Here is a 14,907-nt window from a genome sequence, read left to right on the forward strand (position 1 = left end):
CCCAGGGGGCAAGTGAGCCACTCATGTGGACTGGTCAGAGCGTTGCGGGGTAGGCGAATCCCTAGTCCGTAGTCTGTCTTAGACGTCCGTTCTATACATACGTCATGAACGTGTGTATGTTTCGAGTCATGACACACGCCACGCAAACACCCCGCCTCGCCGGACGGCGCGAATGGATCGGCCTGGCCGTTCTGGTGCTCCCGCTGCTCCTGGTGTCCATGGACATGACCGTCCTCTACTTCGCGATCCCGTCGATCTCCTCGGCCCTGGCCCCCAGCGGCACCGAGCAGCTGTGGATCATCGACATGTACGGCTTCGTGCTGGCCGGCCTGCTCATCACGATGGGCAACATCGGCGACCGGATCGGCCGCCGCAAGCTGCTGCTGATCGGCTCGGTGATCTTCGGCCTGGCCTCCGTGGCGGCCGCCTTCGCCAGCGACCCGACCACGCTGATCGTCGCCCGGGCCATCCAGGGTGTCGGCGGCGCGACGTTGATGCCCTCGACGTTGGCGTTGGTGCGCAACATGTTCGAGGACGAGAAGCAGCGCCGCTCGGCCATCGCCGTCTGGTCCACCGGCCTGTCCGTCGGCGCCGCACTCGGCCCGATCGTCTCCGGTGTGCTGCTCCAGTTCTTCCCGTGGGGCTCGGTCTTCCTGATCAACGCCCCCGTCATGGTCCTGCTGCTGATCCTCGTGCCGACGCTGGTGCCCGAGTACCGCCTGCCCAAGGGTCAGGCCGGCAGGTTCGACTTCGCCTCGGGTCTGCTGTCGCTGGCCGGTGTGCTGTCGGTGATCTGGGCTCTGAAGGAGGCCGCGGTCAACGGCTTCTCCACCCTGCCGGCCGTCGCCCTCGTGGTCGGTGTCGCCCTCGGCTACGTGTTCGTCCGCCGGCAGAAGACGCTCCAGCACCCGATGATCGACCCGCAGCTGTTCCGCAACCGCGACTTCGGCGCCTCCATGACCGTCAGCATCGCCTGCGCGTTCTGCCTGATCGGGTTCGGCATCTTCACCACCCAGTACATGATGGAAGTCCTGCGGATGAGCACCCTCGAAGCCGCGCTGTGGACCATGGCTTCCCCGGTCGTGGTCACGCTGGTGGTGCCGTTCGTGACGATCGTGGCCCGCACGGTCCGCCCCGCCTACATCATTGCCACCGGCTTCCTTGTTGCCGCCGTGGGCTTTGTGGTCATGACTCAGCTCGGGGTCGAGCGCAACCTGTTCACGGTCATGGGTGGCGCGATCGGGATCGGCATGGGCATCGCCATCGTGCTGACCTGCATCACCGACCTGGTTGTCGCCGCTGCTCCCAAGGAGCGTGCCGGAGCTGCGTCCGCACTGCTGGAGACCGGCCAGGAACTGGGCGGTGCGTTGGGTATCGCCATCCTCGGCTCCGTCGGCGCCGCGGTGTACGGCAGCTACTTCGACGCCCACACCCCGATCAATGTCCCAGCCGCCGCGGTGGAGGCGTCCAACCAGACCCTGGCGACGGCTTCGACTGTGGCCCACGGCCTGCCCCAGGCTCAGGCCGACTCGTTGTTGACGGTGGCCCGTGAGGCGTTCACCAGTTCCCTGCACTACTCGGCGATCGCCGGTGGTGTGGTGGCGGTCGGCGCGGCGATCTTCACCATCGCCCTGCTGCGCCGGATCAAGCCCACCCCGCCCGCCCCCAAGGACGAGAACAAGACCGAAGAGACGAAGGTCCTCCACAGCACCGTCGCCTGACAGCGGCGAGTAGGTGAGTCGGGGCCCGGCTCGTTCGTACCAGGGCGAGCCGGCCCCACAACCACCAACAGACTTCCGTTGCCGGCACCACGCGTCATGAAGGTTTGCGTGGCAGCAAAGACGCGGCGGCGACGGAACAGGATCGACCCCCACCCGGGACGGCGGGTGGGGGTCGATCCCTTTTATGCGAGCAGCTTTTTGACGGCGTCGACTACCGTGCGGCGGCGGAACTCCCGGGTGGAGGCGTCGGCCAGCTCCGGGTTGGTCGTGGCCCAGGCGGCGGGGATGGCCTGGAGCAGCACGAGAAGCTGGACGGGATCGAAGTGGGTGGCCACGGCGCCGTCGACCTGCGCCTGTCGAAGCCGTTCCAGGCGAACGTTGTTGACGGCTGAGACGGCGGGCAGGACGCCGTTGCCGCGTTCGAGTCGGTACCAGGTGGACAGTCGAAGCGTCACGGGATGGGCCTCGTAGTGGTCGAACAGCCGGCCCGCGTAGGCCGGCAGGTCGCCGGCGTCGAACGGCACCAGCTCGTAGAACTCGGCGATGCTGCGGGCGAACACCGCCTCGAACAGGTCGTCCTTGTTGCCGAAGTACGAGTAGATCAGCGCCTTGTTGCAGCCCGCGGCGGCCGCGACCCGGTCCACCCGGGCGCCGGCGATGCCGTGCTCGGCGAACTCGGCGGTCGCCGCTTCCAGCAGTCGCTGTCGGGTGGCGTGCGCGTCCCTGGCCATGGTGTGAGCGTAGCAACTATCTAGTTAGTTGACGCGGAATGTTCCAGATGGTGTCATGGTTGATGTAACCATCCAGTTAGTTAGAGAGTGAAGGCGGTAGGACGATGAGGACCTGGCTGATCACCGGAAGCTCGCGCGGCCTCGGTCGGCGGCTGGCCGAGGCCGCGCTGGCCGGCGGCGACAACGTGGTGGCGACCGCGCGCAAGCCCGAGCAGCTGGACGACCTGGTGCGTGAGTACGGCGACCGGGTGGCGCCCTTCGCCCTGGACGTCACCGACGGGGCGCAGGCCGAAGCGGCCGTGCGGTTCTCGGTGGAGCGCTTCGGCCGCCTTGACGTCGTGGCCAACAACGCCGGCTACGCCGCCAGCGCGCCGATCGAGCACATGCCGGAAGCCGACTTCCGCGACCAGTTCGAGGCCAACTTCTTCGGCGTGGTCAACGTGACCCGCGCCGCGCTGCCGGTGCTGCGCAAGCAGCGCTCCGGCCACATCCTGCAGTTCTCCTCGGTCGGCGGCCGGGTCGGCGGCTCCCCGGGCATGGGCGCCTACCAGTCGGCCAAGTTCGCCGTCGAGGGCTTCTCCGAGGTGCTGAACAACGAGGTCAAGCCGTTCGGCGTGAAGGTGACGATCATCGAACCCGGCCCGTTCCGCACCGACTGGGCGTCCTTCTCCACCGACCAGGTGATCGACCCCGACTACGACGGCACCGTCGGCGAGATGGACCGCTTCCGCGCCAAGACCTCGGCCGACTGGCCCGGTGACCCGGTCCGCGCCGCCAAGGTGATCGTCGACGTGGTCGACGCCGACGAGCCGCCGCTGCGCCTGCTGCTCGGCGCCACCGCCGTCGACCTCGTGCGCAAGTCGCAGGATTCCCGGGCGGCCGAGGTGCAGATGTGGGCCGACGTCAGCCGGTCGGCCGATTTTCCTCAGGCCTGAACGCGTATCGGGGCGCCCAGGCCGCCAGCACCGAGGCCACGAAGTTGGCGTCGGGCTGCCGGGTCAGCAGGTGGTCGGCGCCGTCGATGGCGATGAACGACTTGGGGTGCCGCGCGGTGTCGAAGATCCGCCGGGCGTGGTCCACGCCGACCAGCTCGTCCACCGGCGAGTGCATGACCAGCAGCGCGGCGTCCAGCGTGGCGATGCACTCGGCCTGCGGCTGGGCGGCGACGTCGGCCAGGAAACTGGCCCGCACGCGGAACTTCCGCCCGCCGAGCACCACGTCCGCCTCGACGTCGCGTTCGATGTCGTCCCGCCGGTCGCCGAGCAGGTGCAGCACGTGCTCCGGGTCCGCCGGCGCGCCGATCGTCGCCACCGCCCGTGCCTCGGGAATCCGGTGCCGCGCCGCCAACACCGCCGCCCCGCCGAGCGAATGCCCGATCAACAGGGTCGGCGCGGCGTAGGTCGTCCGCAGGTGGTCGGCGGCCAGCACGAGGTCCTCGATGTTGGACGAGAAGTCGGTGTTGCCGAAGTCGCCGCCCGAGCCGCCGAGACCCGTGAAGTCGAAGCGCAGCACCGCGATGTCGTAGGCCGTCAGCGCCTTGCAGATCCGGGACGCGGCCAGCACGTCCTTGCTGCACGTGAAGCAGTGCGCGAACAGCGCGTAGGCGCAGGGCGTGCCCTCCGGCAGTTCGAGCCGGGCGGCCAGCGGCACGCCCAGCGACCCGGTTAACTCGGTCTTGGCACTGTGCATCGATCAGTCCTGACGGTGGCGCTGGTAGTGGCGGGCCACCCGTGCCCGGTTCCCGCAGCTGGGCGAGCACCACTCGCGGCGCGTGTGTTCCTTCACGAAGTACAGCACGCAGTTCGGCGCCAGACAGGCGCGCAGCCGGCCACGCTCCGCGCCGGCAAGCAATTCGAGCCCCATGGTCGCGATCACACCCGCCGCCGGCCCGTGCAACGTGCGCTCCGGCAGCCCGCCGTCCGGCCAGATCAGCCGGGCCTGCGCCTGCTCGGCCAGCACGTTCAGGACGGCCAGCGCCGCCGGCCGCGACATCGGGTCGACGGGCGCGCGGGGGTCCTCGGTGGCGTCGGCCGCGAGCCTTCGCAGCGCCCGTCGCAGGTCACGTAGTTGGCCGAGATCCACCGGCCCGGGCAGGTCGGCCGCGTGCGGCCACGCGTCGTCCAGCACGTCCCCGTCGGGGCGGACCGTGTTCATCAGCTCAACCGGCAGCGGTTCCGGCACCCCGTCAACCTAGCACACCGCTAATGGAACCAAAGGTTGCTATCCATTTGGCCCCTGTCGGTGGGGGCTAGGTGCCGGCGCGCAAGGCGTCGACGGGCTCCAAGGTGGCGGCGCGGAGGGCGGGGTAGAGGCCGGCCAGCAGGCCGACCAAAGCACCGGCGAAGGGTGCGCCGGCGGCGAGAGGGAGGTCGAGGACGGGCGTCCAGTTGTTGAGGGCGGAGATGACGACCACGGCGACGATGCCGGCGCTGGTGCCGATGACGCCGCCGATGAGGCCGACGGTGCCGGACTCCACCAGGAACTGGCCGGCGATGTGGCGGCGGCGGGCGCCCAGGGCGCGGCGGAGGCCGATCTCGCCGATGCGCTCCATGACAGTGACGAGGGTGACGTTGGCGATGCCGATGGCGCCCACGACCAGGGAAACGAGGCCCAGCACGACGAACAGGCCGTTGACGTCATGCTCGACGCCGCCGCGCAGGGTGGCGGGGTCGGGCGGGGCGACCACCTGGAGCTGGGCGTGGTCGTTGGGGCTCAAGGCAACGGGGGCCTGACGGGCGATCAGCGGGGCGGCGCCGAGGTCGGTGCGGATCAACACCTTGCTGGGGGCGCCGATGTGCAGGCGGTCGGCGGCGGCGGTGTAGGGCAAGATCACCGAAGCGTCGAGGGCATGGTCGAGGTCCAGGCCGGAGGCAGCGAGCACGCCGATCACCGTGAAGGCCTGGTCGTTGACGAACACGGCGGGCTGGTCGTCGACGCGGGTGATGCCCAGCAGCTTGGCGGCGGTGGCGCCGAGAACGGCGACGCGGTCGTGCCGGGTGACGTGACCGTTGTCGAAAAAGCGGCCCAGGGCAAGGGAACCGTTCACCACCTCGGGCAGGCCGGCGGTGGCGGCGACGACGGGCAGCGAACGATCGGTGACGGTGTTGGGGTCGTGCAGCTCATTGGCCCGCACGGAGGGATTGGCGGCGGGGTCCATTTCGGACACCGAGGCGGCGGCATGAACGCCATTGAGCCGCAACAGGTCCGATAAACCGGACCATGACACCAGCGGGTGGGGCGCCGTCGGAACGGTCACGGTGACGCCGGTGGCGCTGACGGCGTCGAAACGGCCGGCGATCTGGTTGCCGGCGGTGGTGGCGACGCCGAGGGTGATGACCAGAGTGGTGATGCCGATGAAAGTGCCGAGCATGGTCAGGGCGGTCCGCACGGGACGGGAGGCGACGCCGGCCAGGGCCTCGTCGCCGAGATCGATCAGTCGCACAGCCGGCCGTCCTCGATCCGCACCCGACGCTGGGCGCGCCGGCTGACCTGCTCGTCATGGGTGATCACGATCAACGTCACGCCCCGCGCCGCCAACTCGTCGAACAGGTCGAGCACGCCGGAAGTGTTGGCCCGGTCGAGGTTCCCGGTGGGCTCGTCGCACAACAACAGCGCCGGCCGGCCCAACAGGGCGCGGGCGATGGCGACCCGCTGACGCTCGCCGCCGGACAGCTTGTCGGGGCGGAAATCCTTGCGGTGACCCAAACCCACCTGCCCCAGGGCATGGGAAGCCCGCTCCGAACGGTGCTTGCGATCGGAAGAGCCGTACAACTCGGCCATGGCCACGTTGTCGACCGCGCTGCGGTACGACAACAGGTGAAAGGACTGGAAGACGAAGCCGATCCGGCTGCCACGCAACGAAGTGCGCTCACGGTCGCTCAAGCCGGCGGTCTCCACGCCGTCCAGCTGGTAGCTGCCGGACGTGGGCCGGTCCAACAGGCCCAAGGTGTTCAGCAAGGTCGACTTGCCGGAGCCCGAGGCGCCGACGATCGACACGTACTCGCCACGGGCAACGGTCAGATGGACGTCGCTCAACGCCTCCACCGGCGGATCGGCGGCGAACACGCGGCTCACGGCGTCCAGCTTGATCACGGTCACTTGCTGCCCACCACCACGCGGTCCCCGACGGCCAGACCGGTGCCCGACACCTCGACCAAGCCGTTGGCAGTCAGCCCCAACCGCACGCCGACGTCCTGCACGGAGCCGTCCTTGCGCTGCACCTGCACGCGTGTCGACCCGTCCTGGCTGGTGGCGACGGCGGCGACCGGCACCACCAGAACCTCGCCGTTGGTCTTGCCGACCTCGATGTCGATCTTCGCGGCCTTGTTGGCGTAGGCGGCCAACGCGGCCGGGTCCTGCGCCACCAGACGTAGCGGCGTGGCGTCCGAAGTGGACTGTTGCTGCTGCTGGGGCTGTTGCGGCGCACTGGGTTGCACGGGCTCATCGGTGGGTGGTGGTGCGGCGTCCTTGCCGATGGCGTCCACCTTCGCCGGCATGGTGGCGCCGTCGGGCAGCGTCAACGTGGCGTTCATGCCGGCGTGGATGAACTGGGCATCGGCCGACGGCACGGTGCTCTGGATGTTCACGGTGCTGTTGGTGACTGTGCCGATCGGCCCGGCGGCGGTCGCGCCGGCCCGCGTGGTGACGGTGTCCACGCGGACCGGAAGCGTTGGCAGGAAAAGGATCTCGCCCGACGGCACGGTCACCTTGTCGGCCTCGGCCTGCGGCTCGTAGCCGGCGTGCTCGTACCAGCGCTTGACCTGGATCTGCGTCACCACGTCGAACGTGCCGTTGGTCAGGTGCCCGTAGCCCAGGGCGGTCAGCGCCTGCTGGAGCTGCTTGACGTCATCGCCCTTCATGCCGTCGGACAAGGTCCGGTACATCGGAACCTGGCCCGGCAGCAGGAAAACCGGCCGGCCGCTCACTTCGAGCAGCCGCTGGCCGGAGCCGACCGTCGTGCCGACGGCGGGGGCCCGAGTCACCAGCTGCGTCGCGGCCCCGCCGACCGTGCCGGTCAGTGTCAACGGCGTCGCGCCGGTGTAGCTGATCGTGCCCTGCGCGGTGATCGTGCTGGCCAGGGCCTGCTTGGCCACCCCGACCGTGATCAACGACGCGGGCGGCGGCTGGTGCGCGGCGGCCGCGTCGGCCGGCGAGGTGATCTGGGCGCCGACCGCCCAGCCGGCCGCGCCGGTCGCCAGGGCCACGCCGACCACCAGCAGCATCACCCGTCTCGGGTTCATCAGCCGACACCGACCTGGAGCAGCTTCTCCACGAACGGCTTCGCCGCCGCCTCGTAGGCCTTGCCGCACTCCAGGTCGTCGAGGGAGATCTTGATCTCCTTGGTCAGCGCCTGCTTCTTGTCCACCGCCGGACTGTCGGTGTGCTCCTGCTCCACCGTCTGCTCCAGGGTGCGCTCGATCACCCCGGGCTTGGTGCTGGGCACGGTGTAGCCGTGCTGACGCAGGCAGTTGCCGTAGTCCTGGGCGGCGGCCAGCACGGTCGCGTCGGTGGTGAACTGCTGCTCGGCCAGGGCGGCAGCGGCCTGGGCCGTCGGGTCGGTCGTCACGGCGGGGCCGTCGTCGATGTTGCCGAGCTGCTTGCTGATCTTGTCGGAGCAGCCGCCGGTCTTGACGTCGGTCTTCTTGCTGGCGGTTGTCAGCTTCTCCCGGGCGCCGCCGTCGAAGGCCTGGTCGTAGGCCTGCTGCCGGGCCGGGTCGAGGCCGGCGCGGATGGCGTTGTTGGGGTTGGACTCGGGGCCGGCGGCCGGCCTGACCACGTTCGGGTCGTTGGGGAAGACGTCGCCGGCGTAGTAGGTGCCGTAGCCGTATTTCTGCCGATACGGCTTGAGCACGTCGTACGGCACGAGCGCCGGGTCCTTGCCGGCCACGTTGCCGGCGGGCCGGCTGTAGTGCTGCGGATGCGGCACGTACTGGAAGCCGGCGGCCTTCATGCAGTCGGCCATCAGGTTCTCGAACTTGATGGACCAGGCCTCGGCCTTGCCCTCCGGCGTGTTCGTGTCCGGGGCTGCCTCGGTAGGCGTGGATGCCGAGGAAGAGGTGCCGGCCGGGGTGGTCGAGGTGGCCGAAGGGGCACCTCCGCAGCCGGCCAGCAGCACGCCGGCCGCCCCGACGGCCAGCAGCGCCCTTATCGTGGTGGTCATGACGGTCTCGACGGGCGAGTGCGCCAAAAGGTTGAGGCAACCCCGCGCGGCCGCCCGGCGTCGGAGCAGGCATGGCCAGAGGTGACGTCGAGTTCGTGGAGTTCGTGCGGGCCAGCTCCGCGCGCCTCCAGCACGCGGCGTACCTGCTGACCGGGGACCGCCACCAGGCCGAGGACGACGTGCAGACGGTGCTGGTGCGGGTGTACACGGCGTGGTCCCGGATCCGCCGGCAGGACCCGTTCGCCTACGCCCGCAAGGTGCTGGCCAACATGGTCATCGACCGCTGGCGGCGGCCCATCCGGGAGGACGCCACCGAAGAGCTGCCCGAACAGCCGATCCCCGACCTGGCTGACGGCGTCGCGACCCAGGAGTGGCTGCTGCGGGCCCTGGCCCTGCTGTCGCCGCGGGAACGGACCATCGTCGTGCTGAGGCACTTCTGGGACCTGTCCGAGGCCGACGTCGCCGTCGAGCTGAAGGTCTCGGTCGGCACGGTGAAGAGCACGGCCTCGCGGGCGCTGGCCAAGATGCGCATGTCCGAGGCGCTCATGGAGCGTGTCTCATGAACGACGTCGACCGCCTCCGGGAGGCCATGGCCGAGCCGCCGGACCAGTGCTTCGCCCCCGTCGACGTGGCGCGGGTGATGCGGATCGGCGGCCGCCGCCGGGCCCGCCGGCGCCTGCTGACCGGGGCCGCCATGATCGTGGCGTTCATGGCCGTCGCCGGCAGCGTGCTCGGTGTCCAGATCTTCCGGGACGCCCAGGACCACAGCACCGTCACCGTGTCCGCTCCGCACACCGCGGCCACCGATGTGGTGCCGATGGGCACGGTGGTCGACACGGGCATCGCGGACGCCGAAGGCCGCGCGGTGCTGTTCTTCGCGCACGTCCGCGACGCCACCGGATCCGCCAAGTACCAGCTGGTCCTGGCCCACAAGGCGGCCGACGGCAAGCTCACGCCCACGCTGACGATCGATGCCGACCTCAGCGGCAACGGCTTCCACAGCGTCACCACCGGCCACCCGGGCAGCTATGTGCCGCTGTTCGGCTTTTTCGTCGGGCCGGTGCAGCATTTCAAGTCCGTGTACGCGGGCGGTCCGCTGCCGGTGGACGGACAGCGGGTGCCTGAGCTGAACGTCACCATTTTCTGGGCGCTGCCCAAGTACGACGCTGAGGGCATCACGCAGGCCAGCGTGGTGCAGCTGTCGGCGTTCGACGATCAGGGCGCCCTGCTCGATTACGGCCAGGGGCCCGGCCGCTAAACGGAGCGCAGTACCGTCGCCACCACGCCGAGCACTTCCGCGCGGTCGCCGTCGATCACGCTGTAGGCCGGATTCCGCGGTTCCAGATACACGTGCCCGTTTTGCTTCCGGTAAACCTTCACCGTGGCTTCACCGTCGATCATGGCGGCCACGATCTGCCCCGAATGGGCCTCCTGCTGCTTGCGGATGACGACGATGTCGCCGTCGCAGATCGCGGCGTCGACCATCGAGTCGCCGCGGACCCGCAGGCCGAATACCGTGCCGCGGCCGGTCAGTTCCCGGGGCAGCGTCAGAATGTCGTCGACGTGTTCCTCGGCCGTGATGGGAATACCGGCGGCGATGTCGCCGACCACGGGAACGCTGACGGCGCCGTCGCCGTGCTCGCGGCTGCGGCCGTTGCCGCGCAGGAAGTCCCGCACGTCGATCGGGCGCGACACCGAGGCGCTGCGCCGCAGGTAGCCCTTTTCCTCAAGGGCGGCGAGATGCTTGGAGACCGAGGAGTTGGACTTCAGGCCGACCCGGTCCGCGATCTCGCGCGTGCTCGGCGCATAGCCGTACTCGACCACCCACTCCTTGATCGTGGCCAGGATCTTCACCTGCCGCTCGGGGAGCGACTCCACGTCCATGTCCTGGAACGGGTCGAAATCGGTGTATGCGGTCACCGGTTGATCATAGGACGGGCCCTTTTCGTGGAATCCGGCGGACACCCATTCCGGTTGTCGTCCGACACCGTCCGTCGTGATGTCGACGCCATCGCCGGCCGGAGGGCTGGCCGCGCGGTCGAACGGCCGGCAAACATGATTGATGCTCAGGCCTTCGTTTTCACACCATCGTGTCGTGGAGGGTTCGGCGTGTCGCTTGACGGCAACGCCTGTTCTGACAGAGACGGATCGACATCCAGGAGGAGACATGAAGCGCATCGCTTTGCTCGGCGCCAGTCTGTTCGCGATGGTCGCCCTGGCCGCCGCGCCGGCCTCGGCCGCCCCCGTCGACCACCCCGGCGACGGCGGCTGCTGGACGCAGCACCACCACTACCAGTGCGACGACGACTGGTGGGGCTGGAACGACGGTATCGGCGGGCTCGGGATCGGGATCGGCATCGGGATCGGGCTCTGAGCGGGACCCGCTGCCGGGAACCAGCCCGGACCGGGTGGGGCTGATCGCGTTCGGCCCCACCCGGCCACCGGGGATCTAGGGTGGCACCGTGCCTGCCTTCGACGACGTGCGGTTTTTCGCCATCCCGATGACGACCCGGTTCCGGGGCATCACCGTGCGGGAAGGCGCGGTGCTGCGCGGCCCGAACGGCTGGGGCGAGTTCTGCCCGTTCGACGACTACGACGACGCCGTGGCCGCGACCTGGCTGGCCACGGCGGTGGAGCAGTGCACCGAGGGCTGGCCGGCGCCGGTGCGGGACCGGATCCCGATCAACTGCACGGTGCCGGTGGTGGAGCCGGCTCGCGCGTACGAGATCGTGGCGAAGTCGGGCTGCGGCACGGCCAAGGTGAAGGTGGCCGACCACCCGGAGTCGCTGGGCGAGGACATCGAGCGGTTGGCGGCGGTCCGCGACGCCCTCGGGCCCGCCGGGAGCATCCGCATCGACGCCAACGCGGTGTGGGACGTGGACGCCGCCGTCGCGCACATCCGCCGGCTGGAGCGGGCGGCTGGCGGGCTGGAGTACGTGGAGCAGCCGTGCCGCACGATCGAGGAGCTGGCGGCGGTGCGCCGCAAGGTGGACGTGCGGATCGCGGCCGATGAGTCGATCCGCCGGGCCGAGGATCCGCTGAAGGTGGCGGTGGCCGGGGCGGCCGATGTGGCGGTGATCAAGTGCACGCCGCTGGGCGGGGTGCGGCGGTCGATGCGGGTTGCCGATGCGGCCGGCCTGCCGGTGGTGGTGTCCTCGGCGTTGGAGACGAGCGTCGGCCTGGCCGCGCAGCTGGCCCTGGCCGGTGCGCTGCCGGAGCTGGATTTCGCTTGCGGGCTGGGAACCCTGTCCCTGCTCACGGGCGATCTCGTGCGGGATTCCTTCCAGGTCGTGGACGGATTCCTGCCGGTGCCGACGCAGGCGCCGTCGCCGGATCCCGAGCTGTTGGAGGAGTTCGCGCTGACCGGCGACCGGCTGAAGTGGTGGCAGGAGCGGCTATCCCGCGTGCTGGCGCTGTGACTTCGGCGCCGCCAGCACGGCGGCCACCTGCCCGAGCACCGGCTGGATCAGGTAGATGTTCGAGGAGGCGACCGCACAAGTGGCGGCCAGCACCGTGGTAAGGCGACGGGTGAGCACTTCACGTGAATCTAGCACCGGGGCCGAAAGCCGGCTCGTGACCGCTCGGCCCCGCCGCTGCTTCGCCTGGTTGCCGGATTTCGACCGCCGCCACCAAACGTGCGCATCCACACGAGTTGATGGGGCGGGCGAAATCCGGCAAGGGCGAGGCAGCGGCTCAGAAGGGGCCGAGCCGCGACGCCGAAGGTGACGCCAGTGACACGTGGAAGATCTGGTCGTTGCTGTTGTGCGGGGTGCTGTCCTTGTCCCCGTTGTTGGACGTGGTCAGCCAGATGCCGCCGTCGGGCGCGGGCTCGACGGTGCGCAGCCGGCCGTAGGTGCCGTCGAAGAACACCTGCACGTTCGTCAGGCTGTCGCCGCTGATCACCTCGCGGTAGAGGCGGGTGCCGCGCTCGCAGGCGACGTAGAGCACGTCACGGACGATGGTGATGCCGCTGCACGAGCCCTGAGCCACGGGGTAGGTGTGCTTGGGCTTGAGGTAGCCGGCATTGCCGCAGCTGCCGGACGTTCCCTCGCACGAGGGCCAGCCGTAGTTGCCGCCCTTCACGATCAGGTTGGTCTCGTCCATGATGCTGTTGCCGAACTCCTGCTCCCACAGGCGTCCCTGGGAGTCGAAGGCCAGCCCCTGAACGTTGCGGTGCCCGTAGCTCCACACGGCGTTGTGGAAGGGATTGTCGGCCGGGATGCTGCCGTCCGGGTTGATCCGCAGCACCTTTCCGTTGAGGCTGCTGGTGTTCTGCGCGTTGTCGCCGTTCTGGGCGTCGCCGGTGCCGGCGTAGAGGTACTTGCCGTCGGGGCTGAAGCGCAGCCGGCCGCCGTTGTGGAACTTGTTGCGGGCGATGCCGGAGACCAGGATCTGCTCGGTCGAGGTCTGCAGCGAGTCGGCGCTCGGGTCGTACTTGATGCGCACGATCCGGTTGTCCGACGGGGAAGTGTGCATGATGTAGAGCCAGTGGTCGCTGCCGAAGCTGGCCGGGTTGATCTCCAGGCCGGTCAGACCGCCCTCGCCGTCGGTGCTCTGCACGTTGGGCACGGTGCCGATGACCTTCTTGGCCCCGGTCTTGGGGTTCAGGTGCACGATGTCGTGCACGTCCCGCTCGTTGAACAGGATCGTGCCGTCCGGCAGGGTGACGAAGCCCCACACCACGTCGTCGCTGGCTCCGACCTGGGTGACGGTGCAGATCGGCTGGGTGCAGGAGCCGCTCGTCGTCGTCACGTCCAGGGTGGCCGAGGCGGGGCTGGCGTTCTTGTTGCCGTCGAACGCGGTGACCTGGAGGTGGTAGGCGGTGTTCGGCGTCAGGGCGCTCAGCTGTGCGCTGGGCGTTGCGCCGCTGGAGGATCCGATCGCCACCGGCGAGCCGTTGACGAGGTTGTAGACGGTGTAGCCGGCGACGCCGACGTTGTCCGTGGAAGCGGTCCAGGCCAGGCCGATGCTCGTGCTGGTGACGCTCGTGGTGTGCACGCTGGTCGGCGCGGTCGGCGGCATGTGGTCGTCCGACGGCTGCGTGGTGACCGACAGCGTGGGGCTGGGCTGCGAGACGTTGCCGGCGTTGTCGCGGGCGTTGACGTAGAAGCCGTAGGTGGTGCTGGGGCTCAGGCCGTCGCACGTCCCGGTCGTACTGGTGACCTGCGCGCACAGTTGGCCGTCGTGGTAGATGTCGTAGCCGACGACGGCCACGTTGTCGGTCGAGGCCGGCCACTGGATGGTGGCGCTGATCGGGGTGCTGCTCACCAGGGTCGGGGAGCCGGGCGGGGTCGGGGGAACGGTGTCGCCGCCCGCGCCGTAGACCTGGAACTCGTCGAGCGAATAGCCCTTGCTGGCATCGGTTCTACAGCGCGCTGTGCCGTAGACCCGGACGTAGCGGCCGGTCCCGGACAGGCCGGTGAGGTTCTCGACGCCGCCCTTGCCGGAGGAGGTGGTGTAGATCGCCGTCCAGTTGGTCGTGTCGGGGGAGACCTCGATCCGGTACGCCTTGGCGCACGAGGCGTCCCAGGTCAGCTGGACCCGGTTGACGGCGTAGGTCGCGCCGAGGTCGACGTAGATCCACGACGGGTCGACGTCCGCCGCGCTGGCCCACCGGGTGGTGGTGTTGCCGTCGACCGCGTTCGCGGGCTGGCAGCAGCCCCCGGAGGAACTGGCGACGACGGGTTTTCCCTGCGACAGCAACGTGTCCGCCGCCGAGGCCGGACCCGCGGTCCCGGCGATGACGGCGAAGACCGCCACCGCGCCGGCGACAAGTCTGGCTAGGCTCGTTCTGGCCACAGCCCGCACCTTCCACTCGCATCGGATGTCTGGCGCGGCGGCGGGGGTGAAAACGTTTACAGGGGGAATGTACGAGGGCGGGCAGGGCGCGTCAACCGGCTGACGGGCTGGGCCCCTGGGCTGGTCGGGCGTGGGGTGTGGCAAGGCGGCGGGGCGGGCTGGCGGGGCGGGGTCCGGCGGGTCAGGGCGGCCGGGCGTCAGCCCTGGCGGCGACGTCGGTAGTGGTCGGCCACCAGCGCGCCGCCCAAGGCCAGCGTCACCAGCCCGAAACCGATGCCGAGCAGGACGTTCTGGCCGGAAGCGGACGTCACGACGTTGGCGACGGCGCTGACGGCCAGCAGGACCCAGAGGACGGGGCGGGTTTTGGTCATGTCACGACCCTAGGAATCGGCACCCCCGCACACGATCCAGCGGGCGGGAGAATCGGCGGTACAGCAGGCTGTACTTCTGGGTGCTCGGCGTGGCTGGGGCCGGCGCGGGTGGCTAGGGTCCGGGG

17 protein-coding genes are annotated in these 14,907 nt (G+C 69.7%); 6 read left to right on the top strand and 11 right to left on the bottom strand.

The features are described 5' to 3' along the window. The first annotated feature begins 128 nt into the window (after positions 1–128). Positions 129–1,721, top strand: a complete 1,593-nt coding sequence (locus AB0M73_RS14595; protein WP_363891100.1) for an MFS transporter — start codon at positions 129–131, stop codon at positions 1,719–1,721. 182 nt (positions 1,722–1,903) lie between these two features. Here AB0M73_RS14595 and AB0M73_RS14600 read toward each other — a convergent pair whose 3' ends face one another. Further along, positions 1,904–2,452, bottom strand: coding sequence for a TetR family transcriptional regulator (locus AB0M73_RS14600; RefSeq protein WP_363891102.1), 549 nt, complete (start codon positions 2,450–2,452; stop codon positions 1,904–1,906). A 104-nt stretch (positions 2,453–2,556) separates the two neighbouring features. Between AB0M73_RS14600 and AB0M73_RS14605 the strand changes: the two genes are divergently transcribed. Continuing rightward, on the top strand, positions 2,557–3,387 hold the full coding sequence (locus AB0M73_RS14605) for an oxidoreductase (RefSeq protein WP_363891104.1): 831 nt from the start codon (positions 2,557–2,559) through the stop codon (positions 3,385–3,387). On the opposite strand, the gene AB0M73_RS14610 is transcribed toward AB0M73_RS14605, so the two are convergent. The 6 genes from AB0M73_RS14610 to AB0M73_RS14635 all read right to left on the bottom strand — a co-directional run bounded on the left by AB0M73_RS14610 (position 3,356) and on the right by AB0M73_RS14635 (position 8,612). After that, positions 3,356–4,141, bottom strand: a complete 786-nt coding sequence (locus tag AB0M73_RS14610; RefSeq protein WP_363891106.1) for an alpha/beta hydrolase — start codon at positions 4,139–4,141, stop codon at positions 3,356–3,358. The genes AB0M73_RS14605 and AB0M73_RS14610 overlap by 32 nt on opposite strands. 3 nt (positions 4,142–4,144) lie before the next feature. Continuing rightward, positions 4,145–4,633: a CGNR zinc finger domain-containing protein gene (locus tag AB0M73_RS14615; RefSeq protein WP_363891107.1), complete on the bottom strand. Its 489-nt coding sequence runs from the start codon at positions 4,631–4,633 to the stop codon at positions 4,145–4,147. A 67-nt stretch (positions 4,634–4,700) separates the two neighbouring features. After that, positions 4,701–5,894 carry an ABC transporter permease gene (locus AB0M73_RS14620; protein WP_363891109.1) on the bottom strand — a complete coding sequence of 398 codons (1,194 nt, stop codon included), beginning with the start codon at positions 5,892–5,894 and terminating at the stop codon, positions 4,701–4,703. After that, complete coding sequence (locus AB0M73_RS14625; protein ID WP_363891111.1) at positions 5,885–6,550, bottom strand: ABC transporter ATP-binding protein; 666 nt, start codon at positions 6,548–6,550, stop codon at positions 5,885–5,887. The genes AB0M73_RS14620 and AB0M73_RS14625 overlap by 10 nt, the downstream gene beginning before the upstream one ends. Beyond that, positions 6,547–7,692, bottom strand: coding sequence for a peptidoglycan-binding domain-containing protein (locus tag AB0M73_RS14630; protein WP_363891112.1), 1,146 nt, complete (start codon positions 7,690–7,692; stop codon positions 6,547–6,549). The genes AB0M73_RS14625 and AB0M73_RS14630 overlap by 4 nt, the downstream gene beginning before the upstream one ends. Beyond that, complete coding sequence (locus tag AB0M73_RS14635) at positions 7,692–8,612, bottom strand: hypothetical protein (RefSeq protein WP_363891113.1); 921 nt, start codon at positions 8,610–8,612, stop codon at positions 7,692–7,694. The genes AB0M73_RS14630 and AB0M73_RS14635 overlap by 1 nt, the downstream gene beginning before the upstream one ends. Positions 8,613–8,683: 71 nt before the next feature. On the opposite strand from AB0M73_RS14635, the gene AB0M73_RS14640 reads away from it, so the two are divergent. Continuing rightward, complete coding sequence (locus AB0M73_RS14640; protein WP_363891114.1) at positions 8,684–9,175, top strand: SigE family RNA polymerase sigma factor; 492 nt, start codon at positions 8,684–8,686, stop codon at positions 9,173–9,175. After that, a complete protein-coding gene (locus AB0M73_RS14645) occupies positions 9,172–9,870 on the top strand; it encodes a hypothetical protein (RefSeq protein ID WP_363891115.1) in 699 nt (232 codons plus the stop codon). Before AB0M73_RS14640 ends, AB0M73_RS14645 begins: the two co-directional genes overlap by 4 nt. On the opposite strand, the gene lexA is transcribed toward AB0M73_RS14645, so the two are convergent. Continuing rightward, complete coding sequence (lexA, locus tag AB0M73_RS14650; protein ID WP_043718362.1) at positions 9,867–10,532, bottom strand: transcriptional repressor LexA; 666 nt, start codon at positions 10,530–10,532, stop codon at positions 9,867–9,869. The genes AB0M73_RS14645 and lexA overlap by 4 nt on opposite strands. A gap of 247 nt (positions 10,533–10,779) precedes the next feature. On the opposite strand from lexA, the gene AB0M73_RS14655 reads away from it, so the two are divergent. Together AB0M73_RS14655 and AB0M73_RS14660 are read left to right on the top strand one after the other, a co-directional pair. Then, positions 10,780–10,986, top strand: a complete 207-nt coding sequence (locus tag AB0M73_RS14655; RefSeq protein WP_363891116.1) for a hypothetical protein — start codon at positions 10,780–10,782, stop codon at positions 10,984–10,986. 127 nt (positions 10,987–11,113) lie between these two features. Then, positions 11,114–12,031, top strand: a complete 918-nt coding sequence (locus tag AB0M73_RS14660) for an o-succinylbenzoate synthase (RefSeq protein WP_363891279.1) — start codon at positions 11,114–11,116, stop codon at positions 12,029–12,031. Here AB0M73_RS14660 and AB0M73_RS14665 read toward each other — a convergent pair. From AB0M73_RS14665 to AB0M73_RS14675, 3 genes are all read right to left on the bottom strand, one after another. Then, on the bottom strand, positions 12,008–12,148 hold the full coding sequence (locus tag AB0M73_RS14665) for a hypothetical protein (RefSeq protein ID WP_363891117.1): 141 nt from the start codon (positions 12,146–12,148) through the stop codon (positions 12,008–12,010). The genes AB0M73_RS14660 and AB0M73_RS14665 overlap by 24 nt on opposite strands. Positions 12,149–12,305: 157 nt before the next feature. After that, on the bottom strand, positions 12,306–14,411 hold the full coding sequence (locus tag AB0M73_RS14670; RefSeq protein WP_363891118.1) for a PQQ-dependent sugar dehydrogenase: 2,106 nt from the start codon (positions 14,409–14,411) through the stop codon (positions 12,306–12,308). A gap of 197 nt (positions 14,412–14,608) precedes the next feature. After that, positions 14,609–14,782, bottom strand: coding sequence for a hypothetical protein (locus AB0M73_RS14675; protein ID WP_363891119.1), 174 nt, complete (start codon positions 14,780–14,782; stop codon positions 14,609–14,611). Positions 14,783–14,907 lie beyond the last annotated feature (125 nt).

The organism is Kutzneria sp. NPDC051319 (assembly GCF_040682195.1).
Taxonomy (GTDB): Bacteria; Actinomycetota; Actinomycetes; order Mycobacteriales; family Pseudonocardiaceae; genus Kutzneria.

Bases quoted from the DNA above. Each gene is read 5' to 3' on its own strand.
- AB0M73_RS14595 (WP_363891100.1), top strand. From the start codon at position 129: ATGACACACGCCACGCAAACACCCCGCCTCGCCGGACGGCGCGAATGG.
- AB0M73_RS14600 (WP_363891102.1), bottom strand. From the start codon at position 2,452: ATGGCCAGGGACGCGCACGCCACCCGACAGCGACTGCTGGAAGCGGCG.
- AB0M73_RS14605 (WP_363891104.1), top strand. From the start codon at position 2,557: ATGAGGACCTGGCTGATCACCGGAAGCTCGCGCGGCCTCGGTCGGCGG.
- AB0M73_RS14610 (WP_363891106.1), bottom strand. From the start codon at position 4,141: ATGCACAGTGCCAAGACCGAGTTAACCGGGTCGCTGGGCGTGCCGCTG.
- AB0M73_RS14630 (WP_363891112.1), bottom strand. From the start codon at position 7,692: ATGAACCCGAGACGGGTGATGCTGCTGGTGGTCGGCGTGGCCCTGGCG.
- AB0M73_RS14635 (WP_363891113.1), bottom strand. From the start codon at position 8,612: ATGACCACCACGATAAGGGCGCTGCTGGCCGTCGGGGCGGCCGGCGTG.
- AB0M73_RS14640 (WP_363891114.1), top strand. From the start codon at position 8,684: ATGGCCAGAGGTGACGTCGAGTTCGTGGAGTTCGTGCGGGCCAGCTCC.
- AB0M73_RS14645 (WP_363891115.1), top strand. From the start codon at position 9,172: ATGAACGACGTCGACCGCCTCCGGGAGGCCATGGCCGAGCCGCCGGAC.
- AB0M73_RS14655 (WP_363891116.1), top strand. From the start codon at position 10,780: ATGAAGCGCATCGCTTTGCTCGGCGCCAGTCTGTTCGCGATGGTCGCC.
- AB0M73_RS14660 (WP_363891279.1), top strand. From the start codon at position 11,114: ATGACGACCCGGTTCCGGGGCATCACCGTGCGGGAAGGCGCGGTGCTG.
- AB0M73_RS14675 (WP_363891119.1), bottom strand. From the start codon at position 14,782: ATGACCAAAACCCGCCCCGTCCTCTGGGTCCTGCTGGCCGTCAGCGCC.